This is a genomic window from Streptomyces sp. NPDC001770, from assembly GCF_053596135.1.
Window position 1 is genome coordinate 24683 of sequence record NZ_JBSFFN010000029.1, and the last position, 26197, is coordinate 50879.

23 protein-coding genes are annotated in these 26197 nt (G+C 72.4%); 15 read left to right on the forward strand and 8 right to left on the reverse strand.

What is annotated here, in order from left to right; all coding sequences use genetic code 11:
* Nucleotides 1–3 precede the first annotated feature (3 nt).
* From ACWCSV_RS24055 to ACWCSV_RS24080, 6 genes are all read left to right on the forward strand, one after another.
* Nucleotides 4–2298: an SUKH-4 family immunity protein gene (locus tag ACWCSV_RS24055; protein ID WP_451145417.1), complete on the forward strand. Its 2295-nt coding sequence runs from the start codon at nucleotides 4–6 to the stop codon at nucleotides 2296–2298.
* 299 nt (nucleotides 2299–2597) lie between these two features.
* On the forward strand, nucleotides 2598–3497 hold the full coding sequence (locus ACWCSV_RS24060) for a cellulose-binding protein (RefSeq protein ID WP_451145419.1): 900 nt from the start codon (nucleotides 2598–2600) through the stop codon (nucleotides 3495–3497).
* A gap of 72 nt (nucleotides 3498–3569) precedes the next feature.
* Complete coding sequence (locus ACWCSV_RS24065) at nucleotides 3570–6200, forward strand: valine--tRNA ligase (RefSeq protein ID WP_451145421.1); 2631 nt, start codon at nucleotides 3570–3572, stop codon at nucleotides 6198–6200.
* A gap of 183 nt (nucleotides 6201–6383) precedes the next feature.
* Nucleotides 6384–6581: a hypothetical protein gene (locus tag ACWCSV_RS24070; RefSeq protein WP_451145423.1), complete on the forward strand. Its 198-nt coding sequence runs from the start codon at nucleotides 6384–6386 to the stop codon at nucleotides 6579–6581.
* 239 nt (nucleotides 6582–6820) lie between these two features.
* The gene (locus ACWCSV_RS24075; protein WP_451145425.1) at nucleotides 6821–7567 is read left to right on the forward strand and encodes a hypothetical protein; all 747 of its coding nucleotides are present in this window, start codon (nucleotides 6821–6823) and stop codon (nucleotides 7565–7567) included.
* 128 nt (nucleotides 7568–7695) lie between these two features.
* Nucleotides 7696–8409, forward strand: coding sequence for a hypothetical protein (locus tag ACWCSV_RS24080; RefSeq protein ID WP_451145427.1), 714 nt, complete (start codon nucleotides 7696–7698; stop codon nucleotides 8407–8409).
* Nucleotides 8410–8570: 161 nt separating this feature from the next.
* Here ACWCSV_RS24080 and ACWCSV_RS24085 read toward each other — a convergent pair whose 3' ends face one another.
* The gene (locus tag ACWCSV_RS24085; protein WP_451145429.1) at nucleotides 8571–8945 is read right to left on the reverse strand and encodes a peptidase inhibitor family I36 protein; all 375 of its coding nucleotides are present in this window, start codon (nucleotides 8943–8945) and stop codon (nucleotides 8571–8573) included.
* 187 nt (nucleotides 8946–9132) lie between these two features.
* Nucleotides 9133–9810 (reverse strand): TetR family transcriptional regulator, encoded by a 678-nt coding sequence (locus ACWCSV_RS24090; protein ID WP_451145431.1) that lies wholly within the window; start codon nucleotides 9808–9810, stop codon nucleotides 9133–9135.
* 75 nt (nucleotides 9811–9885) lie between these two features.
* Here ACWCSV_RS24090 and ACWCSV_RS24095 point away from each other — a divergent pair, with 75 nt between their 5' ends.
* Nucleotides 9886–10581, forward strand: a complete 696-nt coding sequence (locus tag ACWCSV_RS24095; protein ID WP_451145433.1) for an NAD(P)-dependent oxidoreductase — start codon at nucleotides 9886–9888, stop codon at nucleotides 10579–10581.
* Nucleotides 10582–10779: 198 nt separating this feature from the next.
* Here ACWCSV_RS24095 and ACWCSV_RS24100 read toward each other — a convergent pair whose 3' ends face one another.
* From ACWCSV_RS24100 to ACWCSV_RS24110, 3 genes are all read right to left on the reverse strand, one after another.
* Nucleotides 10780–12126: a translation initiation factor IF-2 gene (locus ACWCSV_RS24100; protein WP_451145435.1), complete on the reverse strand. Its 1347-nt coding sequence runs from the start codon at nucleotides 12124–12126 to the stop codon at nucleotides 10780–10782.
* A 375-nt stretch (nucleotides 12127–12501) separates the two neighbouring features.
* Entirely contained in the window at nucleotides 12502–13296 is a 795-nt protein-coding gene (locus ACWCSV_RS24105) for a hypothetical protein (RefSeq protein WP_451145437.1), read from the reverse strand.
* A 97-nt stretch (nucleotides 13297–13393) separates the two neighbouring features.
* Entirely contained in the window at nucleotides 13394–14653 is a 1260-nt protein-coding gene (locus ACWCSV_RS24110; RefSeq protein ID WP_451145439.1) for an MFS transporter, read from the reverse strand.
* A gap of 103 nt (nucleotides 14654–14756) precedes the next feature.
* Between ACWCSV_RS24110 and ACWCSV_RS24115 the strand changes: the two genes are divergently transcribed.
* The 5 genes from ACWCSV_RS24115 to ACWCSV_RS24135 all read left to right on the forward strand — a co-directional run bounded on the left by ACWCSV_RS24115 (nucleotide 14757) and on the right by ACWCSV_RS24135 (nucleotide 20018).
* Complete coding sequence (locus ACWCSV_RS24115; protein WP_451145441.1) at nucleotides 14757–15590, forward strand: hypothetical protein; 834 nt, start codon at nucleotides 14757–14759, stop codon at nucleotides 15588–15590.
* A 453-nt stretch (nucleotides 15591–16043) separates the two neighbouring features.
* Nucleotides 16044–16772: an SMI1/KNR4 family protein gene (locus ACWCSV_RS24120; protein WP_451145443.1), complete on the forward strand. Its 729-nt coding sequence runs from the start codon at nucleotides 16044–16046 to the stop codon at nucleotides 16770–16772.
* Between the two features lie 586 nt (nucleotides 16773–17358).
* A complete protein-coding gene (locus tag ACWCSV_RS24125; RefSeq protein ID WP_451145445.1) occupies nucleotides 17359–18225 on the forward strand; it encodes an AraC family transcriptional regulator in 867 nt (288 codons plus the stop codon).
* A gap of 203 nt (nucleotides 18226–18428) precedes the next feature.
* Nucleotides 18429–19157: a hypothetical protein gene (locus tag ACWCSV_RS24130; RefSeq protein ID WP_451145447.1), complete on the forward strand. Its 729-nt coding sequence runs from the start codon at nucleotides 18429–18431 to the stop codon at nucleotides 19155–19157.
* A gap of 132 nt (nucleotides 19158–19289) precedes the next feature.
* Nucleotides 19290–20018: a VanZ family protein gene (locus tag ACWCSV_RS24135; RefSeq protein ID WP_451145449.1), complete on the forward strand. Its 729-nt coding sequence runs from the start codon at nucleotides 19290–19292 to the stop codon at nucleotides 20016–20018.
* Nucleotides 20019–20031: 13 nt separating this feature from the next.
* Here ACWCSV_RS24135 and ACWCSV_RS24140 read toward each other — a convergent pair whose 3' ends face one another.
* Complete coding sequence (locus tag ACWCSV_RS24140; RefSeq protein WP_451145451.1) at nucleotides 20032–21384, reverse strand: MFS transporter; 1353 nt, start codon at nucleotides 21382–21384, stop codon at nucleotides 20032–20034.
* A 223-nt stretch (nucleotides 21385–21607) separates the two neighbouring features.
* On the opposite strand from ACWCSV_RS24140, the gene ACWCSV_RS24145 reads away from it, so the two are divergent.
* From ACWCSV_RS24145 to ACWCSV_RS24155, 3 genes are all read left to right on the forward strand, one after another.
* A complete protein-coding gene (locus ACWCSV_RS24145) occupies nucleotides 21608–22363 on the forward strand; it encodes a response regulator transcription factor (RefSeq protein WP_451145453.1) in 756 nt (251 codons plus the stop codon).
* Nucleotides 22356–23435 (forward strand): sensor histidine kinase, encoded by a 1080-nt coding sequence (locus tag ACWCSV_RS24150; RefSeq protein WP_451145455.1) that lies wholly within the window; start codon nucleotides 22356–22358, stop codon nucleotides 23433–23435. The genes ACWCSV_RS24145 and ACWCSV_RS24150 overlap by 8 nt, the downstream gene beginning before the upstream one ends.
* Before the next feature lie 88 nt (nucleotides 23436–23523).
* The gene (locus tag ACWCSV_RS24155) at nucleotides 23524–23958 is read left to right on the forward strand and encodes a VOC family protein (protein ID WP_451145457.1); all 435 of its coding nucleotides are present in this window, start codon (nucleotides 23524–23526) and stop codon (nucleotides 23956–23958) included.
* Nucleotides 23959–24024: 66 nt separating this feature from the next.
* Here ACWCSV_RS24155 and ACWCSV_RS24160 read toward each other — a convergent pair whose 3' ends face one another.
* A complete protein-coding gene (locus ACWCSV_RS24160) occupies nucleotides 24025–25635 on the reverse strand; it encodes a sodium/solute symporter (protein WP_451145459.1) in 1611 nt (536 codons plus the stop codon).
* Nucleotides 25632–26114, reverse strand: a complete 483-nt coding sequence (locus ACWCSV_RS24165; protein ID WP_451145461.1) for a DUF485 domain-containing protein — start codon at nucleotides 26112–26114, stop codon at nucleotides 25632–25634. The genes ACWCSV_RS24160 and ACWCSV_RS24165 overlap by 4 nt, the downstream gene beginning before the upstream one ends.
* Nucleotides 26115–26197 lie beyond the last annotated feature (83 nt).

Below are 26197 nucleotides of genomic sequence, written 5' to 3' on the forward strand. Positions count from 1 at the left end.
GCGATGGTGACGTTCGCACAGGCGCAGGAGCGGGCCGACGAGTGGGTCAACGGTGACGTGCCCGCCTACCAGCACCGGGAGGTTCGGGTCCGCGAGTTCGATCTGGGCTTCGTGGTGTGGGCGGAGGACCGCCCGGAGGGCCCCGTCTCGGACGGCGGCCGGCAGCGGCTGGTCATCGCCCGCGACAGCGGCGAGGCCACCCTGTGGCCGGGCCTGCCGGTGGGCGAGGTGATACGGCGTTACGAGGAGGAGTACGGCTCCCCGCAGGACGCGGCGCCCGCTCCCCAGCCGCCCGCGCGCATCGACCTGAACCAGACCTCCTTCCTGCTGACGCCGCCGGAGTGGCTCCAGGAAGCGGCCGACAAGCTGGGCATTCCGGACGGCAGGCGTGAGCAGCAGTCCGACGCGGCTGCCGCCAGGGTTGTTGGCGGGGCTACTGCCGGCGGGGCGGGTGGGTCTGCTGGGGCTGCTGCCGTGAGCGACGCCGTACCGCCTCCGTCCCCGCCCTCCGCCCGGCCCGCCTCGCCGGAGCCCGAGGACTACGAGCCGACCGCCTCGGACGGGGTGCCCGCGACGGGTTCCCCGGTCGCCGCGCCCGTGCCGGACGGCGCCACGCCGTGGGCCGGTACGGACACCAACCGCGACTCGGACGACGCGGCGGTCCCGCTGCCCGCCACCGTGTTCGCCCCGCCGCTCTCGGGCACCGACGACGAGGGCGCGCCCGCACCGAACGTTCCCGCCGACGCCCCGACCGCGCTGATGAAGGGCGGGACACCGCCGCTCGAGCGGGGGCCGGGCATCCCGCCCGACGCCGAGGACATCGCGGACGCGGCGACCAGCAAGGCCGTGGCCCCGCCGCGCGCCCCGCGCCCCAGTACGGTGCCCCCGCCGCCGAGCGCCCCGGGCATCCCGGGCGTACGTCCCGTCGCGCCCCCGCCGGTCTCGGGCCCGGGTGCGCCCGGTGTGCCCGCCGCCGGTTACGTACCGACGCAACTGGCTCCCGCGGTCGGCGGTCCGGGGATGCCGCAGCCGCCCGCACCGCCCGGTCCGCCCGCGCCTCCTGGTCCGCCCGCGCCTCCCGGTCCGGCCGCGCCTCCCGGTCCGGCCGCGCCTCCCGCGCCGCCTGCCCCGCCCGGTCCGCGCGGTGACGTGCACCATGCCGAGACGATGTTCGCCGCGCCGCCGGTCGGCCCCCCGGTCGGCGGCATGCCCGGCGTCCCGGTGGGGCCTCCCGGCCCGCCGCCCCCCGTCGCGGGGGCGCGGGGGCCCGCCGCCGTACCTCCGCCGCCGCCCGCGTACGGCTATCCGCAGCAGCCCGCCCAGCCGCCGACCGTGGGTCCCGGCTACCAGGCGGTGCTGCGGTACCGCGCGCCCGACGGCAGTGAGCAGCAGCTCATCCGGCGTTCGGCGCCGGGTACTCCGCACCCGGAGTGGCAGATGCTCTACGAGCTGCGGGGCATGAACGTGCCGCCCCAGCAGGTCATCGAGCTCCACACCGAGCTGGAGTCCTGCGAGCTGCCCGGCGGCTACTGCGCGCGGATGATCCGCGAGATGTGGCCGCAGGTACGGATCACCAGCGTCGCCCCGTACGGCACCGACCACGCGAGCCGTCAGCAGGGCATGCGGCACCTCCTCACCCACCAGGGCGAGCTGCATCAGGTGGCGGACGGTCCCGCGCGGCCCGCCCCGGTGCGGGCGCCGCTCCCGCCGGTGCAGCCCGCGCCGCCGGTCGGGCCGGAGGGGATGGCGGAGGAGCTGCTCCAGGCGTTCGGACCGCAGGGCGTGCTCCGCTTCGACGAGCGGGCCGTGTCCCGTCAGGGTGTGCCGGAGACGGTGGGCCGGACCCTGGTCTGGGCGGGGCTGCCCGCCGATTTCGGGCCGTTCTTCTGGGCCCAGCCGGGCCGGCCGGTCGTGCCGACCCTCGCCGAGCTGGCCGCGCAGCGCCAGGTGCAGCCCGCGCCGGACGCGGGGGCGTACCTCGTGATGGGTACGGACTTCGGCCGGGCGATCTGCGTCCAGTACGGCACGGCGAACATCGTCGCCGTGCCCGTGGAGGCCGGTCCGGGCGGGCAGTCGGTGCTGCCGCAGTTCGTGAACACGGGGCTGCCGGAGTTCGTCCGGTGCATGGCCCTGCTCGGGCGGATGTGGCGGCTGCGGTACGGGCTGAACCCGGAGCAGGCCGGCCGCTGGACCGTCGACTTCCAGGCAGCCCTGGCGGCCCTGGACCCGGCGGCGCTGGCGTCGCCGGAGAGCTGGTGGTCGGTGCTGCTGGAACAGATGTGGGACGGCTTGATCTGATCGCTCGGTGCGACGGCCAGGCCCGATCGTGGCCCGGTCCGGTGCCTTGCGGACCCGGGGGCGCCCGCCCCTTCGAACGGAGGACCTCTCCGTTCGAAGGGGCGGGCGTTTTCGCGTGTCCGGCCAGGTTCGGCCGGGTATTCCTTGGGGTGTTTGCGGTAGGCGTCCGCGGACGCCGCCGGGCTGTGACGCCGGTCGCTTCCGTCCGGAAAGCGGCTGATCGATTCCGACTTCCGGCCCAATTGCCGCATCCTTGACCTCAGGATCGATGGCGGCGTGCGGAAGAGAGGGCTTCAGGGATGAGTGCTGCACCGGTGTCCGGACATGGCTTCGTGGGGGGACGAGGACGTGGCTACCGCCCGGAGCAGGTGGATCGTTTCGTCGCCGCGCGCACGGCGGAGCGCGACGCGGCACTGGACGAGCTCTCCCGGCTGAGCGCCCTCGCGGAGGAGCTGGCGGCCGAGTCGGCCCGGCTGGCCGAGCGGGTTGCGGGCCTCGCCCCGCAGACGTACCAGGAGCTGAGCGAGCGCGCCCGGTCGATCCTCGCCCTCGCGGAGGAGGAGGCGGCCGAGTCCGGCGCCGCCGCCCACGAGGCCGCGCAGGCGGTACGGGACGCGGCCGAGGCCGCCGGGCGCGAGGCGCGGGAAGCGGCCCGCGCGTACGCGGAGAAGGCACGGGCCCAGGCAGGGGAGGACGCCGAACACGTTCTCGCCGAGGCCCGCCGGGTGGCGGCGGAGCTCCTCGCGCAGGCGGGCGAGGACGCCGCGCGGATCCGGGCGGAGGGTGAGGAGCTGATGGCCCAGACCCGTGCCCGTACGTCCAGCGTCCTCACCCACCAGGAGCAGGAGCACGCCGAGCGCCACAAGGCCGCGGAGGCCGAAATCCTCGCGCGGGAAAAGCAGCTGACGGAGCGTCATGACGCGTTGATGGAGCGCGCTGACGCCGTCCTCGCGGCGGCGAGGCGTGGGCGCACGGAGGCCGAGGAGGCAGCGCGGCACGGCCAGGAGGACGCGGAGGCCCGCGCCGCCGAACTCCTCTCGGAGGCCCGGGTGCGCGAGGAGCGGGTGGTCCGCGAGACCGAACGCGTCATCCGTGAACACGACGTGGGGCGCGAGGAGTTGCAGGCCCACATGACACACGTGCGCAATTCGCTCGCGGCTCTCACCGGGCGGGTGACGGCTCCACCGCCGGAGGGGTGAGCGGGGGCGGGTCCGGCGGGGGCCTCAATGGGGGGCAGGAGGTCCGAGGGCCCGGGTCATAGGATGGTCGGCGTGACCGACGAGACTCAGCGCCCCATCGGGCCGAACAGCACCCCTGACCTGCCGACCCAGTACACGCCGGCCGAGGTAGAGGGGCCGCTGTACGAGCGCTGGGTGGAACGCGGGTACTTCGAGGTCGACGCGAAGAGCGAGAAGCCGCCGTACACGATCGTCATCCCGCCGCCGAACGTCACGGGCGTCCTCCACCTGGGCCACGCCTTCGAGCACACGCTGATCGACGCCCTCACCCGCCGCAAGCGGATGCAGGGGTACGAGTCGCTGTGGCAGCCCGGCATGGACCACGCCGGTATCGCCACCCAGAACGTCGTCGAGCGGGAACTAGCCAAGGAAGGCAAGTCCCGCCACGACCTGGGGCGCGAAGCCTTCGTCGAGCGCGTCTGGGAGTGGAAGGCCGAGTCCGGCGGCCAGATCGCCGGCCAGATGCGACGCCTCGGTGCGGGCCTGGCGTGGAGCCGGGACCGCTTCACCATGGACGAGGGCCTGTCCCGGGCCGTCCAGACCGTCTTCAAGAAGATGTTCGACGACGGCCTGATCTACCGCGCCGAGCGCATCATCAACTGGTGCCCGCGCTGTCTGACGGCCATCTCGGACATCGAGGTCGACTACCAGGACGACGACGGCGAGCTCGTCTCCATGAAGTACGGCGACGGGGACGACACCATCGTCGTCGCCACGACCCGTGCCGAGACGATGCTCGGTGACACCGCCGTCGCCGTCCACCCCGACGACGAGCGGTACGCGCACCTCATCGGCAAGCGGATCAAGCTGCCGCTGACCGACCGCACGATCCCGGTGGTCGCCGACACGCACGTCGACCCGGAGTTCGGCACCGGCGCCGTCAAGGTCACGCCCGCCCACGACCCGAACGACTTCGCCATCGGCCGGCGCCACGACCTCGAGTCGATCGAGGTCCTGGACGAGCGCGGAATCATCACGGCCCACGGCCCGTTCGAGGGACTCGACCGCTTCGAGGCCCGCTCGGCCATCGTCGCCGCGCTGCGGGCCGAGGGCCGGATCGTCGCGGAGAAGCGCCCGTACGTCCACTCCGTCGGCCACTGCTCGCGCTGCAAGACGACGCTGGAGCCCCGGCTGTCCCTCCAGTGGTGGGTGAAGGTCGGGACGCTCGCCGAGGCCGCCGGTGACGCGGTCCGCGACGGCCGGGTGGACATCCACCCCGCCGACCTGTCGCAGCGGTACTTCGACTGGGTCGACAACCTCAACGACTGGTGCATCTCACGGCAGTTGTGGTGGGGCCACCGGATTCCCGTCTGGCACGGCCCGGACGGCGAGACCGTCTGCGTCGGCCCCGACGAGCAGCCGCCGACGGGTGAGGGCTGGACGCAGGACACCGACGTCCTCGACACGTGGTTCTCGTCCGGCCTGTGGCCGTTCTCGACGATGGGCTGGCCGGAGCGGACGCCCGACCTGGAGAGGTTCTACCCGAACTCCGTCCTGGTCACCGGCTACGACCTGATGTTCTTCTGGGTCGCCCGGATGATGATGTTCGGCCTGTACGCGATGGACGGCGAAGTCCCCTTCCGTACCATCGCGTTCCACGGCATGGTCCGTGACGAGTTCGGCAAGAAGATGTCGAAGTCCTTCGGCAACACGGTCAATCCGCTGGACTGGATGGACAAGTACGGCTCCGACGCGCTGCGCTTCACGCTCGCGCGGGGCGCCAACCCCGGTACGGACGTGCCGATCGGCGAGGACTGGGTCCAGGCGTCCCGCAACTTCGCCAACAAGATCTGGAACGCGACCCGGTTCGCGTTGATGAACGGCGCGACGGTCGAGGGCGAACTCCCCCCGGCGGAGCAGCTGTCGGCCACCGACCGCTGGATCCTGTCCCGCCTGAACACGGTCGTGGCCGAGGCGGACGCGTACTACGACGACTACCAGTTCGCGAAGCTCGCCGACTCCCTCTACCACTTCGCGTGGGACGAGGTCTTCGACTGGTACGTCGAGCTCTCCAAGACGACGTTCTTCGCGGGCGGCGACGCGGCCAAGGTCTCGGCCCGCGTCCTGGGCGAGGTCCTCGACGTGACGCTCCGACTGCTGCACCCCATCGTCCCGTTCGTTACCGACACCCTGTGGACGACGCTCACCGGCCGCGAGTCCGTCGTGATCGCCGACTGGCCGGTGGACAGCGGATTCCGCGACGCCGGTGCCGAGGCGGAGATCGAGACCCTCCAGCAGGTCATCACCGAGGTCCGCCGCTTCCGCTCCGACCAGGGTCTCCAGCCCGGCCAGAAGGTTCCGGCCCGCCTGGACCTGTCGGGTACGCGGCTCGCCGCCCACGAGGCGGCCGTCCGCCAGCTCCTGCGCCTCCAGCCGGAGGGCGACGGCTTCAGCGCCACCGCCACGCTCCCGGTCGCCGGTGCCACGGTCGCGCTCGACCTGTCCGGCACGATCGACGTCGCGGCCGAGCACAAGCGGCTGACGAAGGACCTCGCGGCGGCCGAGAAGGAGAAGGCCCAGGCGGAGGGCAAGCTCGGCAACGAGGCGTTCCTCGCGAAGGCCCCGGACAACGTGGTCGAGAAGATCCGTACGCGCCTGGCGAAGGCCGAGGAGGACATCGTCCGGCTGCAGAACCAGATCGGCAACCTGCCGCCGGTGCGGTAGCCGGAGGCGTCACCGAGGTCGTCGGACGAGGGAGGCCCGGACGTGCGCCGTCCGGGGCTCCCTCACGGGCGCCGACAGGCAGGCGACTCCCGGCAGGCATGCGGCTCCGGTTCGCGAACTCGTCCCCTGTCGTTGCCTTCCGGTGCACTTCCGCAGGCCGGGAACGTAGTTGATGATGTGCGGGTGACCTTTAACCGCATCAGCTTTCTGATCTCGGTCTTCGGCGTTCTCGCCGGCGTGTTGATGCTGTACGTCGCTGTTGACGAGCACCACTCCGGGGCATCGTCCCGCTGGATCTGGAGTAGCGCCGCGGTCTGCCTCTGCGCTCTGCTCGGGCTCGTGCGGGACGTACGGCAGCTCCGTACCCGGCCGGCAGCCTGACGGGCGGCGCACTCGGGTCCACGACCGGCGCGAGCGGCACTCACGACCTCGGATTTCCGGCCTCTCCCCGGCCCCCTCCCGGCCCCCCCTCCCGGCCTCTCCCCGGCCTCCTCCTCCCGGCCCCCTCCCGGCCTCTCCGCAGAACCAACCACCGGCCCCCGACGTCCGTTGTCAGTGCAGCTGTTCCGCCGCTCAGCCACGTGGGGCGCGGGCCGTTGCCCGTGGAGAAGGGGAACCCAATGCCGCACGACGACGAGAGCCCGGCGCGGAGAGTCGACGCGCCCACCTACGCGATGCTGGCGGCCGAGGCCCGGCGTCAGGCCGCACTGCCCAGGCCGAAGGCGCGGAGCCGTGGCGAGAGCGACATCCGCAGCGTGCCGTGGTGGCGGGTGGAGACCCTGCGGAGCATGTCAGGTCTGTCGATCCTGGTGAGCGGGGCGGTCCGCATAGTACTCAGCCTGTACATCGTCGTGTCCATCGGATTCGCCTCGGTCGATCTCGACAACTGGTACGGCATCGTGGGCTGGTTCGCCTTGGCGCTCTACGCGGCGTACTGCCTCTTCGGAAGGCCCGGCACCAAGGCCCGAGAGCTGGCCCGCGCGGCTTGCGCACCCGACCCCGTACACATGCGGTACGCCCTGGTGTACGACCCGCCGTGGGGCGGGGCCGCCCTGCTGGCGCTCTTCCCGGCCGGCGAGGGCGACGAGGCGCGGCCCGTAGGGGTCGTGCAACTCGCACCCCTGCTCCGGGGTCGGTTCGCGAAGTCGGGTGGACTCCCCGCAGACCCGCCCGTGGCGCCCGTGGGAACCCTTGAACTCCGTGGCCGTACGGACGATTCGCCGTGCGGAGTCCCCTGGATCGAGGACCGGGTGTACTGGCCGAAGCGTTCCTGGGGCCCCGAATTCCTGGAGGGCCCGGAGGGGCCGGCTCTGCTGGCCCGGCTGCTGGACGCCGACGCGGAGCACGGGGAAGCCGTGGAGTCCTGAGCGCGGGGGCGGCGTCAAGTGCGGTACGAAGACCGGCAGTTCGATGGTCGACCCCAGGCCTGTCGGACACGGCCTAGCATGATCGGATTCAGACAGGGGGGCTTGTGAGAACGAGAACGATACCGACTGTGGCGAAGGCCGCCTCGGTGTGCCTGTTCGTGGGCGTCACCGTGGCCGGCTGCACGGACGACGGCACGGCCGGTGGCGGGGACGGCAGTGCCGACGGCAGCACGGCGAAGGGGGCGTCCGCCGGGCGGATGCTCGACGATGCGAACGCCACGATGCGCGGTCTGGCATCGGTGACCATCAAGACGGTCACCAAGGAGAGCGGAGGTGGTGTCACGTCCAGCCAACTGTCGACGGATCTCAAGGCCACGTGCGCGTTCACGACGACCTCTCCCACGGGAGCCGGGCTGGAGCAGATCCGGACCGACGGGACGGACTACGTACGCCCGAACCGGGCCTATCTCGAGGAGTCGGGCCACGACGTGGCTGGCACGGGGCAGCCGGACCTGTGGGCGAGGACGCCGGTCGGTGCGGCGCGGCCCGGAGACGGACTCGCCGCGTGTACATGGGAATTCGCCTCGTTCGATGAGCTCACCGAGGGTGAGGCGACCGAGATCGACGGCACTCCGGCGAGGGCGTTGAAGTCGGCCGACGGGACGGACGAGGACGGTTCCTTCACCTTCTACGTGGCCACCGAGGGCAAGCCGTACCTCCTCAAGGTCGTCTACGAAGGCGAGGGGGCCGCCACCACCACCTCGTTCAGCGCCTTCGACGAGCCGCTCGACGTTCACGTCCCGGATGCCACCGAGGTGGTGGACACGGCCGCGCTCGGCTGAGACGGGGGCCTCGGCGGCGGCAGGTTCTTGGGCGCCGGACCCTGGGAGGGCCCGGCACAGCGGCCGGAAGGCGACAGGCCCGCTGCCACGCGGGACGTCATCCGGTCACGCCCGCCGTTAGCCGCCGAAGCGCGGGTGGACGGCGGGTTCGGCCGGCCTGTTCAGCCTCCGCAGCCACTGACCGAGATGGAGGAGACCGCGTTGTCGTAGAGGAAGAGAAGTTCCTGCTTCTCGCCCGCGGGGATGCTGAAGTGGTAGCCGTAGTAGTCGGCGTCGGTGTAGATGCAGACCTGGCCGCCGCTGAGGTTCCACACCGAGCTGATCCGGTCGTTCCACGCCCAGTCGATGTAGGGAATGTCCGCCGGAGAGATCTGCAGCATCTCGCCGGTGTTGTCGTGGCCGTCGTAGAAGCAGATTTTGCCCCCCATGCAGGCGGGGTCCTTGACCGGGTCGGCCGACGCCGTTCCCGGGACCGCCAGTACGGCGGTGGAGGCGATGGCCGCCGCGACCACCGCGGTCTTCAGTGTCAGCTTCATGAGCATCCTTGTCCGTCGTTGCTGCCCGGGGTAGGCGCGGTCATGGTTACCGCGTCCCGCTGTCGGGTGTCGAGGGCATCGGGTCGTAGGACGATCCCCGAGCGCCTGCGGTTCGCCGGGACGAGACGTTGTGAACGGATGCTCCTGAGGATTGAGTTGGAGCAGGCGGCCGGGGTGGCGGCCGACATCAGCGGGAGCGGGAGCGCCCGGACTCGGCGCCACCGGGGCGTGGCGTCCCGGACCGCAGCCCCCGCGCCCCCCGCGGCGCCAGTGCCGTCCGGAGCGTCGGGGCGAGGAGGTGGCGGGCCTCGGGCGCGGTGAGGGCGGCGGGGGTGGGGAGCGGGTTGAGGTAGCGGGTGTAGATGAACCCGCCGAGGACCGTCACCGCGGCCGTGGCGCGGGCGGTGGCGTCGCGGCCGCCGAGAAATTCAGCAAGCCGGGCCAGCAGCTCGATCTCCAGGTACTCGCCGATGGCGTCGGCGGCCAGGCTGCCCTGTGCGGCGAGGGTGCGGAAACCGGGGTCCTCCCAGAGGCCCGTCACCGCGTCGATCAGGCGCTCGGGAAGCGTGGCCGGGTCGCCGCCGAGGACCTCGTCGACGGTCAGCGCGGTGGCGCACTGGATGCGCATCACGTCCGCGAACAGGCCCTTCTTCGAGCCGAAGTGGTACGCGATGAGGGCCATGTCGACTCCGGCGGACGCTGCCACCGCGCGGAGGGTGGTGCGGCGGTAGCCGTGTCGGATGAAGAGGTCCCGGGCGGCCGTGACGATCGACTCGCGGGTGGGCGGATTGCCCCGGGGCCTTCCCCGGCGGCGGGCCGCCGGGTGGGCCGGTGCGAGGGTGGCGACGGGAGCGGCGTTATTCATCAACGTTGAGCCTGTGGGGGGCGATCGACAGAGTCAAGGGTGTTCCGCCCACCACGCGAAGGGATACCCGCCACCATGCGCATCACCGTCTTCGGCGCCAATGGACCGACCGGCCGCCACCTCACCGACCAGGCCCTCGCCGCCGGTCACCAGGTCGTCGCCGTGACCCGCCGCCCCGGCTCCCTCACCCCACGGGCCGGCCTCACCGTGGCGGTCGCCGACGCCACCGATCCCGCGACCGTCGCCCCGGCGATCGAGGGATCGGACACCGTACTCTCCGCGCTGGGAACGCAGTTCAGCAAGGACCCCATCACGACCTACTCGGCGAGCGCGACCGCCATCACCGGTGCCATGGCCCACCACGGCGTCAAGCGGCTGCTGGTCGTCAGCTCCAGCATCGCCGACCCCCAATGGCGGCCGAGCGGCGCGTACTTCTTCAACCACGTGCTCGACCCGCTGGTGAACCGGCGACTCGGCCGCACGCTCCACGAGGACATGCGCCGGATGGAGGCGGTGATCCGTCGTACGGACCTGGAGTGGACCTTCGTACGCCCCTCGGGCCTCTTCGGGCATTCCGCCGTCACGGCCTACCGCACCGCCGAGACCAGCGCGGACGGCGTCTTCACCGCTCGCACGGACCTCGCGGCGAGCATGCTGCGGGAGGCGGAGGAGCGGCGGTACGTCCGCACGGCCATGGGTGTCATCACCACGGCGGTGAAGCCGAACATCGCGAAGCTCATCTGGAACGAGGCGATAAAGAAGAAGGAGTAGGAGCGGCGCGCGGCAGAACTGCCCGCGCAGCACAACCGCTTCCGCGACCACCACCTTCGGGGGCTTCGACGCCGGGTCCTCCGTGCACGGCATCACCGCCCTCAACGGGGAAGACGAGTTCAGCGTCGGACGGAGTCGGCTCGTTCCGTGTCTGCGAGCCCCGTGGGGGGTGGGCAGCGGATCGGGGCCGGGCCCCGTTCAGGCGAGTGCGGGGGCTCCTGCCCAGGGCTGCTCGCGGGCCGAGAACCTGCGGCGCTTGGTGGGTGCGGTGGCCCTCGCTTCCTTGCTTTCGCGGAGAGCGTTGCGCATGGACGCGATCGAACCGGTGGCGGCGTCGGCGATGTGGCCCGATGCGGATGCGGCGACATCGCCTTCGGCGCACGCCCTGCACGAGCCCGGCTCGGGCGCTCGGAACGCGCGCTCGCACCCGCCGTCGCAGGTCTGCCAGGGCGGAGGTTGAGGCGCCGCGCCCGCTGGTGACGCCGTAACCAACTTACCGGGAGACCCTGTTGTGGCGGTCAGGGTCGTGAGGGGCGCCCCTGGGAGGGGCATGGGCTCATTGCGGAGCCGATAGCCGATGACGCGGGCCGGACGCGTGCGGAAGGCTGCCGGGAGCCCGTCCGTCAGGGCATGGGTGATCGTCGCGGCATCGACCCCGTGGGCCAGCCAGGCGGCAACGGTGGGGGCCATTTCCTCGACCTCGCGACGGGTGAGGATCAGCCGGGGGTCGACGATACGCAGCGAGGCGAGGATCACGACGGCCATCGGGTCGACGTCGGAGATACCGAGGGGTGGGGGTTCCTCCGCCGCGGTGTTCGCCTCGTCCAACTGGGCTGGAATGGTGGCGACATCGGCGCCCGCGGCTGGCTCATCCGCGCCACCGCCACCGCCACCGTCATGGTCGGCGTCGGCGTCGGCGTCGGTTTCGGTTTCGGCGGCGGCGTTGGCGTCAGCCTGCGGTTCGTCCGCCGCGACCGAAGGCGTGACCGGGGACGCCTCCGGGGGAGGTGCCGTCGGCATCTCGGCGGGCGGGCGCGGGGCGGGCAGCACCGGAGCGGGCAGGGCTGTTGCCTGCCGGCTCGTCTCGTCCGGGCTCGTCTCGTCCGGGCCCGTCTCGTCCGGGCCCGGCTCGCCCGACTCCGCTGGCTCCGAGCCCCTCCGGACTGGCGCCTCCCGCTCCGGAAGGTGCAGGCCCGGGACCGTACGGAAGTAGGTCCGGGTACGGATGATGCCCCCGGCCCAACGCTCCTTCCGGCGCACGAGGAAGCCCGAATGCTCAAGCTCCCGCAGGGCCCGGGAGAGGGTGATCCGGCCCTCGTCGAAGTGGTCGCAGAGGGCGTCGACGGTCACGGGGGCGCCGTCCGGCAGCGACAGGATGTAGGCGCCGACGCCGACTGCGGCAGCGCTGCCACGGCGTTGGGCCAGGGAGTTGTGCAGGATCGTGAAGTCGGAGGTCAGCCGGGTACGGACATGGGTGACCCCGGAGGTCGGGTGCGCAGGCCCGGATTGGGCGCGCGGGGGCGCGATAAAGTCGGTTACAGCCATGGGGAAGTTGTTGCCTTCCTGGGTGGTCAGACCCCCGGCTGGGATTGCCGTCCCGGGCGGGGGTCGCTCTGTGTATGAAGTCGTTGCGCTGAACGTAACCGTCCGAACCGCCCCGGAGCAACCAAGTCACCCGCACGGGTGATGACAGGGAGGGGAGGGAGGGGGGTCAGTTCTTTCAGCCAGTTCTTTCAGGAGCCCGCCGCCCCACCGGGGTACGGCGTACCGGCGTCCGGTGAGGTGACCGCCGGCAGCCCGATGGCCGGTTGCGGTTGGGGAGTTGGGCGGACGGACGTCGACGCGGCGCTCGGCGCGGTGTCGGCACGGTGTCGGTACGGGCGGAGTACGGGCAGCGTGCGGCGGCGGCACGCTGCGGGCTCAGCACCCCAGCGATTCCGCGAACGCGGTGGCCCCGCTCAACTGGTCCGCGGTCAGCCGTCTTACGTCCCACACCAGGCCGCTCACCCTGCCGGGCGTGGAACAGGCCGATGCGGGATTCGATGGGGGATCGGCGGGCGTGAGGCCGGTCAGCGCTGCCAGGTCGGCGGCGGGAACATCGAGTACGGCACCGAAATCCGCGAGGAGTTCACCCGTCAGAGGGACGGTCCCGCGCCCGACCCCTCCGTAAGTGGCGGGCGACCAGTAGCGTCCCGTCGCCACGAGGAACGTCTTGGCAGCGGCGGTCCACCCGAGGTTGCGGTTCCGCAGCAGCCGCATGAGCAGCGCCCCGGGGCCACCCGGGTAGCGCTCGACCGCAGGTGGCCAGGGGGTGAGCGGCGGAAGTACGCGGCCCTCCTGCGGCAGCGACGCCACGAACGTCCGCAAGAGGACGTGCTGTTCTGGCGTCAAGGTGTTCCCGATCCGGACGAGCCGGTGCACGTCCGCTCCTGCCCTCGGGTCGACCGGCGCGAGGTCGTCGGGGACTTCGGCGCCCGCGATCACGAAGAGATCCGCCGTATGCAACCCCAAGGCGGGGGCGAGCTTCCGCAGTACGGAGGGGCTCGGCTCATCGCCCCCCAACACACCGGACAGACCGCCGTTGCCGTTGCCGTTGCTGTCGCCGTCGCGCTCGCCCTCGGCGAGTCCCGCCGACCGGCTCAACGCGGCGACGTCCAGCCGTCTGCGTTTCATCAGCCGCCCCAACAGAACCGCGAATTCAGCGCCTTCCGCCATCCAGGCAGCCTACGGCCCGCTTCTGCGGTCCGCCTCTGCGGCCCCGCACGGGCACGCCGACACGTACGCGAGTGCGGGCCTGACGCCTACGACCTGGTCATCCCGCCGCCTCGGCGACAACACCCTGCTGCGGCCGGGTCCGGACGCCCCAGCGGGCGAGCGGGGGCCCGGCAGTACCCAGCGCCGCGAAGAACAACCCCAGCAGCAGCCAGCCCGTCGTGCCGAGGCCGAGCACCACCGTGGTGAGGATCGCGGGGGCGACCGCCTGACCGGCGCTGAAGCCGAGGCCGAAGAGACCCTGGTACTGGCCCTGGGCATGGTCGGGGGCGAGACCGAAACCCAGCGCGTAGGCCGCCGACGACTCCCAGACCTCTCCCAGGCTGTGCACGAAGATCGCCGCCAGGACCAGCCCGGCCGCCACCCAGACCGGGGTGAACGCGGCCAGCGCCATCAGCGGGCAGCTGACAAGGAAGAGCAGCCCCGCCGTGCGGAACGCCCTGCCGCCTTCGTGCGGGGTTTCGATACGAGAGCCGATCCTGGTCTGCATCAGCACGCAGAAGGCGGCGTTGACGGCGAACAGTGCGGCCACCGTCCAGCGGGGAGCCTCGGTGTGTTCCGAGATCCAGATCGGCAGGAGCAGGGAGACCACCGGGTACTGCAGCCCCATCGCCCCGTAGAGGGCGGTGAACGTCAGGTACGGGCGGTCCGCGAAAGCGAGCCAGCGACGTTGCCGCGGCGGTGCCGCCAGCACCGGGTACCGGGGCAGGAAGAGCAGAAGCACCCCGCACAGAGCGAAGCTCGCCGCGTTGCCGAGGATCAGCGCGACGTAGGCGCTACGGTAGCCGGCGGCCAGTGCCAGGCCCGCACCCACGGTCCCGAGAATGACGCCCAGGTTGACGAAGGTGCGCAGCTTCGCCCGGAACAGGGCCGGGCGTTCACCCCCGACCCGGGCCACCAGTGCGCCCCAGGCCGCCCCACCCGCCGCTGCGGCGATCTGGTCGACCGTCGCGATGACCGTGAGCGCGGTCCAGCTCTCCACGAGGACGAGCGCCGCCATCGATATCGCCTGGACCGCGAGGGCCAGCGTCATGATCGTGCGCGCCCCGCGCCGGTCGGCGAGGTGCCCGCCGGGTATCCCCGCGCACAGGCCGATCACTCCGGCGATGGTGAGCGCGGCGCCGACCTGTGCTGCGGGCAGCCCCACGACCCGGGTGAAGTAGAGCGCCGATGCCGCGTTGAAGAGACCGTTGCCGACCCGGTTGGTGAAGCCGGCGGCGATCAGCACGCGCTCCGCCCTGCTGGTCCCCGCCATGCGGCGTATGCGGCCCATGTGGTCTGCCGGATCAGCTTTGATCATGGGCGGCAGGCTAGCAGCGGGTACGGAGTCGGCCTCTGGCGCAAGGGGACCGGAGGGCCATTACGTATCGAAGTGTTTCGCACCCCATCCAAGGAGACACGGAATGACCGACTTACGCGCCACCCGCATCAGCCCCACCGGAGGCCCGGCCGTCACCTTCGTGAGCCGGAGGGCGGCCATCCCGGACTGGTCCCTGCGCTACTTCGGCTCCTGGTGGACCGCCACCACCGTGGACCCGGCGGACGTGCGCGGGCCGGTCGTGGCCGCAGACGTCGACCCCGGCCGAGCGGAGCGACTGACCGCGCACGTGACCGACGAGGGTCCTGCCGAAGGAAGCCCGGCCGAGGCGGAGTTCGCGGGCGCCAGGCTTCTCCGCCGTACGGACGGGAACGGCACCGTGACGGCCGCCCAGCCCGACAGCGGCCTCGCCTACCGGTGGAGCCCCCGCGCCGGCCGACTGGTGATCGTGGGGCGGGACGAGATCGCCGTGTCGACCGCTGCCGCCCGGCTGGCCCGCGAAGTCGTACGCGGCCTGCTCCTCGCCGACGGCTGGCAGATCCTGCACGCCTCCGCCGTCACCCGCCCCGACGGAGCGAGCATCCTCGCACTCGGGGACAAGGGCGCCGGGAAGACCACCACCGGGTTCCTCCTCGCCCGCGCGGGGTGGCGCCTGCCAGCCAACGACCGGATCTTCGTCCGCGTCCTGGAAGACACGATCCGTATCCTGCCCTGCCCTCCGCCGCAGCCATCGGGTTCGGCCTCCTCGACGCCCTCGGCCTCTACGAGACGGTCCGCCGACGCGTGCTGGACGGCGAACTCATGCATCCCACACAGCACCAGCGGGTCACGGACGCCCTCGTCGCTGGAGAACGCACGCCGCTGTGGCGGTCCCCGGGCGGCAAGGAACTCAAGCCGCAGTTCTTCCCGGACCAGCTGACCACCTGGCTCGGTATGGACCTGGCCACCGAAGGCCGCGCCGCCGGAATCCTCTTCCCGAGCATCCGGGCCCACGCCGACCCCGTACTGAACGAGGCCGCGCGGGGCATTCAGGAGGGCGACTTCTTCAGCGCGGCCACCGAGGACCGCTACCCCGACGTCCTCGGACTGCTGCCGCTCACTGGCCCCACCCCACCCCTGAACTCATCCACCACCTTTCGGTGTTGCCGCACCGGACGCTGGTCCTCGGACATGACACAGCAGCCGCGACCGCACGGCTGGAGAGGGTTGCCGGGCGTCTGGCGTGCCCCTGGCCCACGAGGCAACCCCGTTTCGGGCGATGCTCCAACGGGAGCTGAAACTCCTCGTCCGGTGGTGCATCGGCCCGGCGCGGTCCTTGGCAACCGCCACCAGCCGCGAGGACGGACCGGACTCGGGCGGTAACATCCGCCGGATGGAGGAAGGTCCCGATGTCGCGGTGGCGCTGCGCGGCGGGCTGCGTACGCGCGCGCACGCCTGGGAGTTCGTGCGCTGGTTCGCGGATACGTGGATGGGCTGCCCCCTGAGGCCGGCGGACGGCCTCGCTGAAGGTGAGTTGGCCTCTGTGGAGGCCGAGTTGGGCTTCGAGCTGCCGGCCGCCCTGCGCGAGGGGTACGCACTGATCGGGCGCCGTCCAGACATGACCCGGCAGCAGGACCCCCTGCTTCCGGCAACGGGGCTCTACGTGGACGACGCCATGGGCGGTGTCCTGGTCTTCCGCCAGGAGAACCAGGGCTGCGCCCACTGGGCCATCCCCCTGGCCGAGATCGAGCGGGACGACCCGCCCGTCGTGGTGGAGTCGCGCGTCGGATGGATCCCCTTTCTCGACCGCATGTCCCTCGCGTGGGTCGAACTCGTCCTGAGCGAGTCGCTCTTCGGAGCAGACGACATCCGTCTCTACGACGCGTGCGAACTGCCGGACACGTTGCTGCCGGGCCTCCACGAGCGCTACGCCCGAGTGGACCTGCCCGACCATCCCATGTGGGCCTGCGAGGACGAATCGCCCGTGCGCTGGTACGCGGCACCCGGTCGGCTCGTACGCCGGGACGGGCTGGGGGACCAGTCCTGGATCCACGCGCGCGGCCGTACGGCCGCCGACCTCGAATGCGTACGGGAGGACCTCCCCGCCCCCTGGGTCGGCTGAGGCCGGCTCGTCGTCCGTACACCCGGCGCCCGGCCGTCGCCCGCCGGTCCCGCGGCTCCCCCTGCGAACGCCACCCGAGCGCCGGTCAGGCGGCGACCCCCAGCTCCGTACGGGCGCGGTGCGCGAACTCCCGCGCGGCGGGTTCCCGGCACGCTCCGCGAGGCCGGGGCGGTCAACACCCGCCGCCGACGCGTCGTGGACCTGGCCCGCGAGGAAACCGGTACCGGCCTGCGGGGCAAGCGGATCACCGTCCGGTGCGCCGTCTTCAAGGCCGGGACCCACCTCACCGAGTGGCCCGCCTCCGCCCACCTCGACCCCGGGCCGCCGGCCGTACGCGCCAGGACGCCGAAGCCGTCGACGCCCGCGGCACCCTCGACGCCCGCGGCACCCTCGACGCCCGCGGCACCCTGGACGCCGACCGGTGGCGAGCCGCCGGCTGGAGCGTGCGGCCCCTGGGGCATGGCTGACCACCCCTGACTGTTCCTGCCGGGGCGCCCGGCACCCGACCCGATCGGGCACAGGATGTCGGGTCCGGTGTGATGGGCTCCGCCTAGCGTCGTGAGCGTCAAGAGGAAGGGCACCGGACATGCTGGAGCGGCTGAACCAGGCCATGGAGCACATCGAGTTCCGTCTCGACCGGGCGATCGAGGTGGAGGAGCTGGCCCGTATCGCCGCCACCTCGGAGTACCACCTGCGCCGGATGTTCTCCGCCCTGGCGGGGATGCCGCTCTCGGAGTACATCCGGCGCCGTCGGCTCACCCTCGCGGGCGCGGAGGTGCTCGCGGGTCGGGAGACGCTGCTGGTGATCGCGGTGCGGTACGGCTACGGCTCGGGCGAGGCGTTCGCGCGGGCTTTCCGGGCCATGCACGGCGTCGGCCCGGGCGAGGCCCGGCGTACCGGCGCCGCGCTCAACTCCCAGTCCCGGATGTCCTTCCGCCTCACCGTCGAAGGAAGCAGCAGCATGCGCTACCGCGTCGTGGCCAGACCGGCCTTCACCGTCGTCGGGTTCAAGGCCCGGGTACCCCTGGTCCACCTCGGACCGAACCAGGCGATCATCGACTTCGTGCGCGGGATCGGCCCGCAGGCACTGGAGCACCTCGGGAAGCTCTCGGACCAGGAGCCGCACGGCATCGTCGCGGTCTGCGACGACCTCGACCCCAGCCGCGCCGAAGGGACCGAACTCGACTACTACCAGGGCGTGGTCACCTCTGCGGACGCCCCCGAGGGTACGACCGCCCTGGCCGTCCCACCCGGCACCTGGGCGGTCTTCACCGCCTCGGGCCCGGTCCCGCAGGCCATCCAGGAGCTCTGGCGGGACGTGTACACCGAGTGGTTCCCGTCGAACCCGTACCGCAGCCGCCCCGGCCCCGAGATCCTCCGCACCCGGATGTCGCCGGACCACACCGAGGCCGAGGCCGAACTCTGGCTCCCGGTGGAGGCCGAGCGGGACTGAGCGGAGGACTGGGACCCCTCGGGGCCGTCGCGCGCGAGGAGTCCGGCCGCCAGACGATCGTCCCGGAGTGGTCGGCCATACGGACGCGACCACTCCTGTTCCGCTGATTCCGCAGTCGGCTTTCCGGTTCGTCCGACAACCCGTTCGCTCGAATGGTCTAGTGGGGATCACGTTGGGACGGGACGACCTCAGGAGCACGAAGCATGGCAACGGATGCCCACGACGAATCGGTTCCGCCGGCGATGCGTGGGCAGCGAGTCCTCGATCTCCTGGACAAGTCGATCGACGCCCAGAGTCCGCTGGTGCGCAAGAACATAGCCCGGGCCCGCCAGCGGAACCCGGACGCGACACCGGCGCAGGTGATCCGCAGTCTGGAGCGGATGTACGTCAGCGCCCTGACCGGCACAGGTGCCGCTGTCGGCGGAGCCGCAGCCGCGCCCGGCGTCGGCACGGGGGTCTCCCTCGCGCTGTCGGCGGGCGAGGCACTCTCCTCTCTCGAGATGAGCGCCCTCTTCGCACTGTCGATCGCCGAAGTCCACGGAGTGCCCATCGACGAGGTCGAGCGCCGTCGGACGATCGTGCTGGGGATCATGCTCGGAGGGAGCGGCTCCGCCACCATCACCAAGGTGGCCGAGCGTACGGGGCAGCACTGGGGACGCCAGATCGTCGCCAAGGTCCCCGTCGAGACGTTGCGTCAGATCAACAAGGTCCTCGGTAGGAACTTCATCACGAAGTACGGGACCAAGCAGGGAATCATCGTCCTCGGTCGAGTGGCACCGTTCGGCATCGGCGCCGTGATCGGCGGTGGCGCCAACGCCGGTCTCGCCGCGCTGGCCGTGCGGGCCGGGCGTCGCGCTTTCGGTCCACCCCCGGCCTCGTGGTCCTCGCCGACGAGCACCGCACCGCCCACCCCCGATGAATCGCTGGGCTGAACCTGCCCCACGCCCGGCGGTCCGAGCCGCCGGGAGCCGGTCCCCGGCCAGAGTGTCCCGGCACCTCGCGTATCGCGGGCGTATCGAAAACCGCATACGCCACGGCAACAGGCCGTTGTCTTCCCTGGGAGCATGACCCACCCCGCATCCCTTTCCGCCCCGCCCGCCGAACCGCCGGCAGCCCCGCCCGCCTCACCGCCCCGGCGTCCCCGTCGCAGCACGGGCGGGATCGTGCTCCTCTGTGTGGCGGCCACCGCCCTCGCCTGCGGAGCGTTCGCGCTGCGGCGGATGCTGCTGATGCCCGCGTCGAGGTGCATGGCCGGGAAGTGGCACGGCTGCTTCGACACCTTCAACGGCGTGGTGCTGATGACCCTCGTCCTGCTGCCGGCCGCCGTGCTGGTGGCGTGGGCCCTGGCGTGGCGCAGGCGGGCCGCGGGTGTCACGGGGGCGCGGCGGAGCTCGCTGGCCGAGGTGGGCATGGTCCACGGGACGGTGCCGTTCCTGTGGCTGACGATGATGCCGGGCGCCGGGGCGGGAGAGGTCCCGGGCCGGGTGAGCCTGGTGCCGCTGCGGGACCTCGCCACCATGGGGGTGCTCGGGATCACCGGGAACCTGCTGGTCTTCGCGTCGCTGGGTTTCTTCGCCCCGGTGCGGTTCGCGGCGGTGGCGTCCGTACCGCGCGTACTGGCGCTCGGCGCGGGATGCTCGGTGCTGGTGGAGACCGCGCAGTACGTCCTGCGGCTGGACCGGGTGTCCTCCGTGGACGACGTACTGGTCAACACCGTCGGCGCCGTACTGGCCGGGCTCGCGTCGCGCCGCTGGTGGCGTACCGGTCGTACGGGTCGTACCGGCGACTCCTGACCGAGGCCGGTACTCAGCGGCCCGGCAGCCCCGTGCGGTCGTCTCGGAGCGGCGCGGAGGCCAGACCCGCGAGCCCCGCGCCGGTCAACAGGACGGCCCCGGCGACGAGTACGGGCCCGGCGCCCGCGAGGTCCACCCCGGTGCCGAACACGTTGTTCATGAGGAGCAGGGCCAGGCTCTGTACGAGTACGAGAACCGCCTGCACCCGGGAGAGATGGCTCTCCGGCGCCGACGCCAGGACCAGCGGCCCGATGTGGGCGGAGAACAGGCCGTTGGCGACCCCGATGACCAGCCCGGCGACCACCGCGACCGGTGCGCCGGGCGCGAGGGCCAGCACCAGCACCCCCGTACCGGCCAGCACGAGCGCGCCCGCCGACAGCAGACCGGGCCGCCCCAGCGGTCCGCGCTTCACCACCGCCAGGGTGATCGCCACCATGCCCACGCCCTGCGCACCGATCACCAGCCCCGCACCCGACGCGCCCCACTCCCGCTCGCGCGCGAGCAGGGGAAGCAGCAGCGACAGCACGGGAAGCAGGAATCCGGCCGCGAACCCGGTGAGACAGAGCGCCGGGCGCAGTACCGGATGGGAGAAGGCGACCCGTATCCCGTCCATGGCCTCCTTGAGGATGCTGACGGAGGGCCCCGGGGCTCGCACCGGCCCCCGGCGGCGCGGGCGGACGGCCAGCAGGACCACCAGGGTGAGGGCGAACGTACCGGCGTCGACCAGGGCCGCACCGGCCAGCCCGGCGAGCCCGACGAGCGCGCCGCCCAGCGGCCCGCCGCCCATGGCGACCACCTGGCCGCCGACCTGGCGCAGCGACAGCGCCCTCGGCAACTGCCCCTCGTCCACCAGCCGACGCGGCATGGACCCCGAGGCCGGCAGGTAGAAGGCGTCGACGACACCGATCGCGACGCCCGTTGTGATCAGCAGCCACGGCGGAGTGCCCAGACGGAAGGCGAGGGCCGCCAGCACGAGGGTGAAGACCAGCATGGCCGCATCGCCCGTGATCAGCACCCGGCGCGCGCTGACCCGGTCGCCGACCGCGCCCCCGACCAGGAGGAAGAGGACACGGGGGAGGGTGATCGCGCTCAGGGCGAGGCCCGCGACCCCGCCACCGTGCGCGCCGGCGGCCCAGCCGAGCGCGAAGTAGAGGACCGAGTTGCCCACGAGCGAGGTCAGGATGCCGACGAGCCACCACAGATAGGCGCGGGGGAGCGGCGGGCGGTGCCGCGCACCCTCCTCGCGGTCCCGCAGGCGCGGAGCCTCGTCCTCCCGGGCATGCTGATCGCCGTCCCTCGCGGACGTGGCGCCACCGGCGGGCGACGCGTCGCCGACGGGCGCGGAGGACTCAACCTCGGCCGACATCCGGGCCCCCGATCATCAGTTGGACGGCGATGCTGATCACGCGAGCGACCCTCCCACACGGCACTGACACCCGGTCGGGACAAGCGGTCGCGGCAACCGGTCGGGACAACCGGCCGGGACAACCGGTCGCGCCGGCCGGTCGCGCCGGCCGGTCCGACCCGCGTCGCCGACGGTCGTCGGTGGCCGCCGGCGGCTCCGAGGGACGGCTCGTAGGCTTCGGGGCATGCGTGTGCTGATCGTGGAGGACGAGCCCTACCTCGCCGAGGCCGTCCGTGACGGCCTCCGGCTGGAGGCGATCGCGGCCGACATCGCCGGTGACGGCGACTCGGCCCTGGAGCTGCTGAGCGTCAACTCCTACGACCTCGCCGTCCTGGACCGCGACATCCCCGGCCCGTCCGGCGACGAGGTCGCCCGGCGCATCGTCGCCTCCGGCAGCGGCATCCCGATCCTCATGCTCACCGCGGCCGACCGGATCGACGACAAGGCCTCCGGGTTCGGACTCGGCGCCGACGACTACCTCACCAAACCGTTCGAGCTGCGGGAACTCGTCCTGCGGCTGCGGGCACTCGACCGGCGGCGCGCGTACGCCCGGCCGCCGGTCAGCGAGATCGCGGGGCTCCGGCTCGACCCCTTCCGCCGGGAGGTCTTCCGCGACGGGCGCCATGTGGCCCTGACCCGGAAGCAGTTCGCCGTGCTCGAAGTCCTGGTCGCCGCCGGTGGCGGTGTCATCAGCGCGGAGGAGCTGCTGCGGCGGGCCTGGGACGAGAACGCCAACCCCTTCACCAACGCCGTCCGCATCACCGTCTCCGCGCTGCGCAAGCGCCTCGGCGAACCCTGGCTCATCGCCACCGTGCCCGGCGTCGGCTACCGCATCGCCCCCCACGCACGGACCCCCGGCCCAGAAAGCCCCGGTCCAGAGAGCCCCGGTCCAGAGAGCCCCGGCCCCGAGACCCGCGGCCCCGGCGGACCCCGTGGGTAGACGCCCGGGGCTCAGCGCCCGGCTGAAACTCACCCTCAGCTACGCCGGATTCATCCTCCTCTCGGGCGCCCTCCTGCTGGCCGTGGTGTGGGGGTACGTGCTGCGCTACCTCCCCGACAACAACCAGGGCCTGCTCGGGATCAACCCCAACCGCTCGGTCGTCCTGCACGTCTTCGCCCCCGCCGCCGCCTCGGCCCTCGCCTTCCTCCTCGTCTTCGGCCTGGTGGGGGGATGGTTCCTGGCCGGGCGGATGCTCGCACCCCTCACCCGGATCACGGCCGCCGCCCGGACCGCCGCGCGGGGGTCGCTCTCCCACCGGATCGCCATGGAAGGGAGGCAGGACGAGTTCCGCGAACTCGCGGACGCCTTCGACACCATGCTCGAACGGCTGGAGTCCCACGTCGCCGAGGAGCAGCGGTTCGCCGCGAACGCCTCGCACGAACTGCGTACCCCGCTGGCCATCTCGAAGGCGCTGCTCGACGTCGCGCGTACCGACCCGACGGGGGACCGGCGCGAACTCGTCGAGCGCCTCCACACCGTCAACACCCGGGCGATCGACCTCACCGAGGCCCTTCTGCTGCTCAGCCGGGGCGGCCGCAAGGACTTCGCCCGCGAGCCCGTCGACCTCTCCCTCCTCGCCGAGGAGGCCGCCGAGACGCTGCTGCCCCTCGCCGAACAGCGCGGGACCACGCTCGACGTCACCGGCGGGCCCGCCCGGGTCTCCGGCTCCGCGACGCTGCTGCTGCGGGTGGTGACCAACCTCGTCCAGAACGCCGTCGTCCACAACCTCCCCTCCGGCGGGACCGTCACCGTCCACACCGGGACGCGGGACGGCACGAGCGTGCTGCGGGTGGAGAACACGGGCGACCCGCTCCCCCCGGAGCTGGTCGGGACCCTCACCGAACCGTTCCGGCGCGGGACGGAGCGCGTACGCACCGACGAGCACGCGGGCGTCGGCCTCGGGCTCGCCCTCGTGGCGAGCGTGGTCCGCGCCCACGACGGGAACCTCGGCCTCGCCCCGCGCCCGTCCGGCGGGCTCGTCGTCACGGTCCGGCTGCCCGGGACGCCGTGAGCGGCCGCGGGCGTTCCTTCGACAGGCTTGGCAACGCGCCGGGTTGACAGCGGCCTCACCACGACAGGGCCCCGATAACGTGACGCCCATGGAACAGCGCATCAGTCTCGTCACCTTGGGCGTCACCGATCTCGCGCGTGCGCGGACCTTCTACGAGGCCTTGGGCTGGGAGGGGCAGACGGTCCAGGACACGGTCTTCCACCAGGCGGGCGGCCTCGCCGTCGTGCTGTGGTCCCGTGAGAAGCTCGCGGCCGACTGCGGCCTCGAGGACCGGGGCCCGGGTGGCTTCGGCGGGATCGCCCTCGCCCAGAACCTCCGGTCGCCCGAGGAGGTCGACGCGCTCCTCGCCACCGCGGAACGCGCCGGTGCCACCGTCACGCGCCCCGCCGCTACGACGTTCTACGGCGGCTACGCCGGCGTCTTCACCGACCCCGACGGCCATGCCTGGGAGGTCGCGCACAACCCGGGGTTCACGCTCACCGAGGACGGCTCACTCGTCCTCCCCGACTTCGACAACGTCTGACCCCCGCCCCGCCCCAGCCCTCCACGCACGGCGGCCCCCGGCTCGGCAGCCCCCGCGCGCGGCGGTTCACCGCCGCGTCGCCGGGGGCGCCCCGGCCAGGATCCACGGCTCGACCTGCTCGTAGCGGCGGCGCTCCTCTGCTGCGGGGCGGCGGCTGAGGACCGTACCCAGCCAGCCCGCGAGGAAGCCGATGGGGATGGAGACCAGACCGGTCGTCGTGTACGGGAACCAGTTCGCGTCCACGTCAGGGAAGACCGCCCCCGGGGTCCCGGAGATCAGGTTGGTGCCCGTCATCAGCACCACCACCCCGGTGGTTCCCACGATCAGGGTGCAGAGCAGCCCGGTACGGGTGAACCGCCGCCAGAACAGGCTGTAGACGAGCGCCGGAGCCAGCGCCGAGGCGCCGACGCAGAACGAGAAGATCGCCAGCGCCTGCACGTTCCAGTGGCGGGCGACGACCGCGAGCACCGTCGCGAGGATGCCGACACCGATCGCCGCGCCCTGGGCGGTCATGATCTCGGTACGGGGCGCGGGAGCCGGCCGGTCCCTGCCGGGCAGACCGTGCGCGAAGAGGTCGTGGGCGAGGGAGTTGGCGCAGGCCAGGGTCATCCCGGCGACCGAGGCGAGCAGGGTCAGGAAGATGGCCGTGGTCATCGTCGTGGCGATCAGCGCCCCGGTCCGGCCACCGCCCGCGACCACGCTGCTCACCTGGAGGATCGCGCTGCTGCCCTGGTTGCCGCCCGCCGAGATCGCGCCGTGGCCGACGAGGGCGGCGGCACCGAACCCGATCACGGTCAGGAACACGCAGACGAGGACCACCGCCGACACCGCCCAGGAGAGCGAACGGCGCACCGCACGCGCGCTGTTGACGCTCGCCATCCGCATGATGATGTGCGGCAGGCAGGCGGCGCCGAGCACCACGGTCAGCTCCGAGCTGATCATGTCGAGGCCGTCGCCCCCGAACTGGAGCCCCGCCCGCAGATACGCGTCCCCGGCCCCGCTGCGCCGCTGGGCGGCGGCGAGCAGGGCGCCGGTGTCCCAGTGGAAGCGGTCCAGGACCAGTACGGAGATGAGCAGCCCCGCCCCGAGGAGCGTCACGGTCTTCATGATCTGGATCAGTGCGGTGGAGCGCATCCCGCCGATCGCCGCGTAGCTGATCATCACGGTGCCGACGGCGGCGATCGCCCCGGTGCGGAACCCCGAGCTGTCGAACCCGAGGATGAACGCCAGAAGGTTGCCGCTGCCCGCCAGTTGGACCGCCATGAACGGTACGAGGGCGACGAGCGTGACCGTACAGGCGGTGATGCGTACGGCACGGCCGGGGGAGCGGCGGGCGAGTACGTCGCCCAGGGTGAACCGGCCCGCGTTGCGCAGGGGTTCGGCCAGCAGGAACATCAGCAGCACGAGCGAGAGGATCGTGCTCAGCACTAGGACCAGCCCGTCGTGCCCGGTGAGCGCGATGATGCCGGTGGTGCTGAGCACGGTCGCGGCGGAGAGGTAATCACCCGCGATGGCAAGGCCGTTGCGGAGCGGCGCGAGATTGCCGTACCCGGTGTAGAACTCCTCCAGGTTGTCCCGGCCGGGGCCGGCCAGGACGCAGAGCAGCAGCACGATCGTGGCGACGGCGATGAAGACCACGAGGGACATCGCCTGCGCGGAGTCGTCGAAGCCCGTCATCGGCCCGCTCCCCAACTGCTGTGCCTTACGGGGGAGTCGGTGCGCCGGGCGCGCTGGCGCAGCTCGGCGGCGAGTGGATCCACGGTGCGCCGCGCGGTGCGCTCGTACAGCACCAGGGAGAGCAGCGCGATGGGCAGTTGGGCCAGCGCGAGCAGCAGCCCGAGGTTGAGCCCGCCGAACCCGGCGTCCCGGCCCATCAGCCCGGGGGCGTAGGCGGAGAGCAGCAGGAACACCGTGAAGTAGCCGAGCGCGGCGACCGTGGAGACCCGGCGCAGCACCCGGTACGAGGTACGCAGCCGCCGCAGGTCGCGGTGGCGCCCCGGCGCCTGCGAGCGGGTGACGGCGGCCACGGGAATGCGCGGCACCAGGGGCGCCGGCGGCGGGGAGCTCTGCCAGGGGAGCAGGTAGTCCCGTTGGAACGGCGGTGGCGGCGGCGGGAGCTCAAGGGGCTCGCGAGGCTCGTGGTGCGCGTGAGACATGGGCGGTGCTGCTCCTTGCATGAGCCGGTACGAGGAGAACTGCAAGGCACGCGAACGGGACCGGGCCGCGCGGCCCGGTGGTC

Coding starts and splice junctions, on each gene's coding strand:
- ACWCSV_RS24160 (WP_451145459.1), bottom strand. CDS start 25,635: ATGACGGGCTTCGACGACTCCGCGCAGGCGATGTCCCTCGTGGTCTTC.
- ACWCSV_RS24105 (WP_451145437.1), bottom strand. CDS start 13,296: ATGGCGGAAGGCGCTGAATTCGCGGTTCTGTTGGGGCGGCTGATGAAA.
- ACWCSV_RS24120 (WP_451145443.1), top strand. CDS start 16,044: ATGGAGGAAGGTCCCGATGTCGCGGTGGCGCTGCGCGGCGGGCTGCGT.
- ACWCSV_RS24155 (WP_451145457.1), top strand. CDS start 23,524: ATGGAACAGCGCATCAGTCTCGTCACCTTGGGCGTCACCGATCTCGCG.
- ACWCSV_RS24115 (WP_451145441.1), top strand. CDS start 14,757: ATGACCGACTTACGCGCCACCCGCATCAGCCCCACCGGAGGCCCGGCC.
- ACWCSV_RS24130 (WP_451145447.1), top strand. CDS start 18,429: ATGGCAACGGATGCCCACGACGAATCGGTTCCGCCGGCGATGCGTGGG.
- ACWCSV_RS24055 (WP_451145417.1), top strand. CDS start 4: ATGGTGACGTTCGCACAGGCGCAGGAGCGGGCCGACGAGTGGGTCAAC.
- ACWCSV_RS24145 (WP_451145453.1), top strand. CDS start 21,608: ATGCGTGTGCTGATCGTGGAGGACGAGCCCTACCTCGCCGAGGCCGTC.
- ACWCSV_RS24135 (WP_451145449.1), top strand. CDS start 19,290: ATGACCCACCCCGCATCCCTTTCCGCCCCGCCCGCCGAACCGCCGGCA.
- ACWCSV_RS24095 (WP_451145433.1), top strand. CDS start 9,886: ATGCGCATCACCGTCTTCGGCGCCAATGGACCGACCGGCCGCCACCTC.
- ACWCSV_RS24060 (WP_451145419.1), top strand. CDS start 2,598: ATGAGTGCTGCACCGGTGTCCGGACATGGCTTCGTGGGGGGACGAGGA.
- ACWCSV_RS24165 (WP_451145461.1), bottom strand. CDS start 26,114: ATGTCTCACGCGCACCACGAGCCTCGCGAGCCCCTTGAGCTCCCGCCG.
- ACWCSV_RS24100 (WP_451145435.1), bottom strand. CDS start 12,126: ATGGCTGTAACCGACTTTATCGCGCCCCCGCGCGCCCAATCCGGGCCT.
- ACWCSV_RS24075 (WP_451145425.1), top strand. CDS start 6,821: ATGCCGCACGACGACGAGAGCCCGGCGCGGAGAGTCGACGCGCCCACC.
- ACWCSV_RS24110 (WP_451145439.1), bottom strand. CDS start 14,653: ATGATCAAAGCTGATCCGGCAGACCACATGGGCCGCATACGCCGCATG.
- ACWCSV_RS24125 (WP_451145445.1), top strand. CDS start 17,359: ATGCTGGAGCGGCTGAACCAGGCCATGGAGCACATCGAGTTCCGTCTC.
- ACWCSV_RS24090 (WP_451145431.1), bottom strand. CDS start 9,810: ATGAATAACGCCGCTCCCGTCGCCACCCTCGCACCGGCCCACCCGGCG.
- ACWCSV_RS24140 (WP_451145451.1), bottom strand. CDS start 21,384: ATGTCGGCCGAGGTTGAGTCCTCCGCGCCCGTCGGCGACGCGTCGCCC.
- ACWCSV_RS24085 (WP_451145429.1), bottom strand. CDS start 8,945: ATGAAGCTGACACTGAAGACCGCGGTGGTCGCGGCGGCCATCGCCTCC.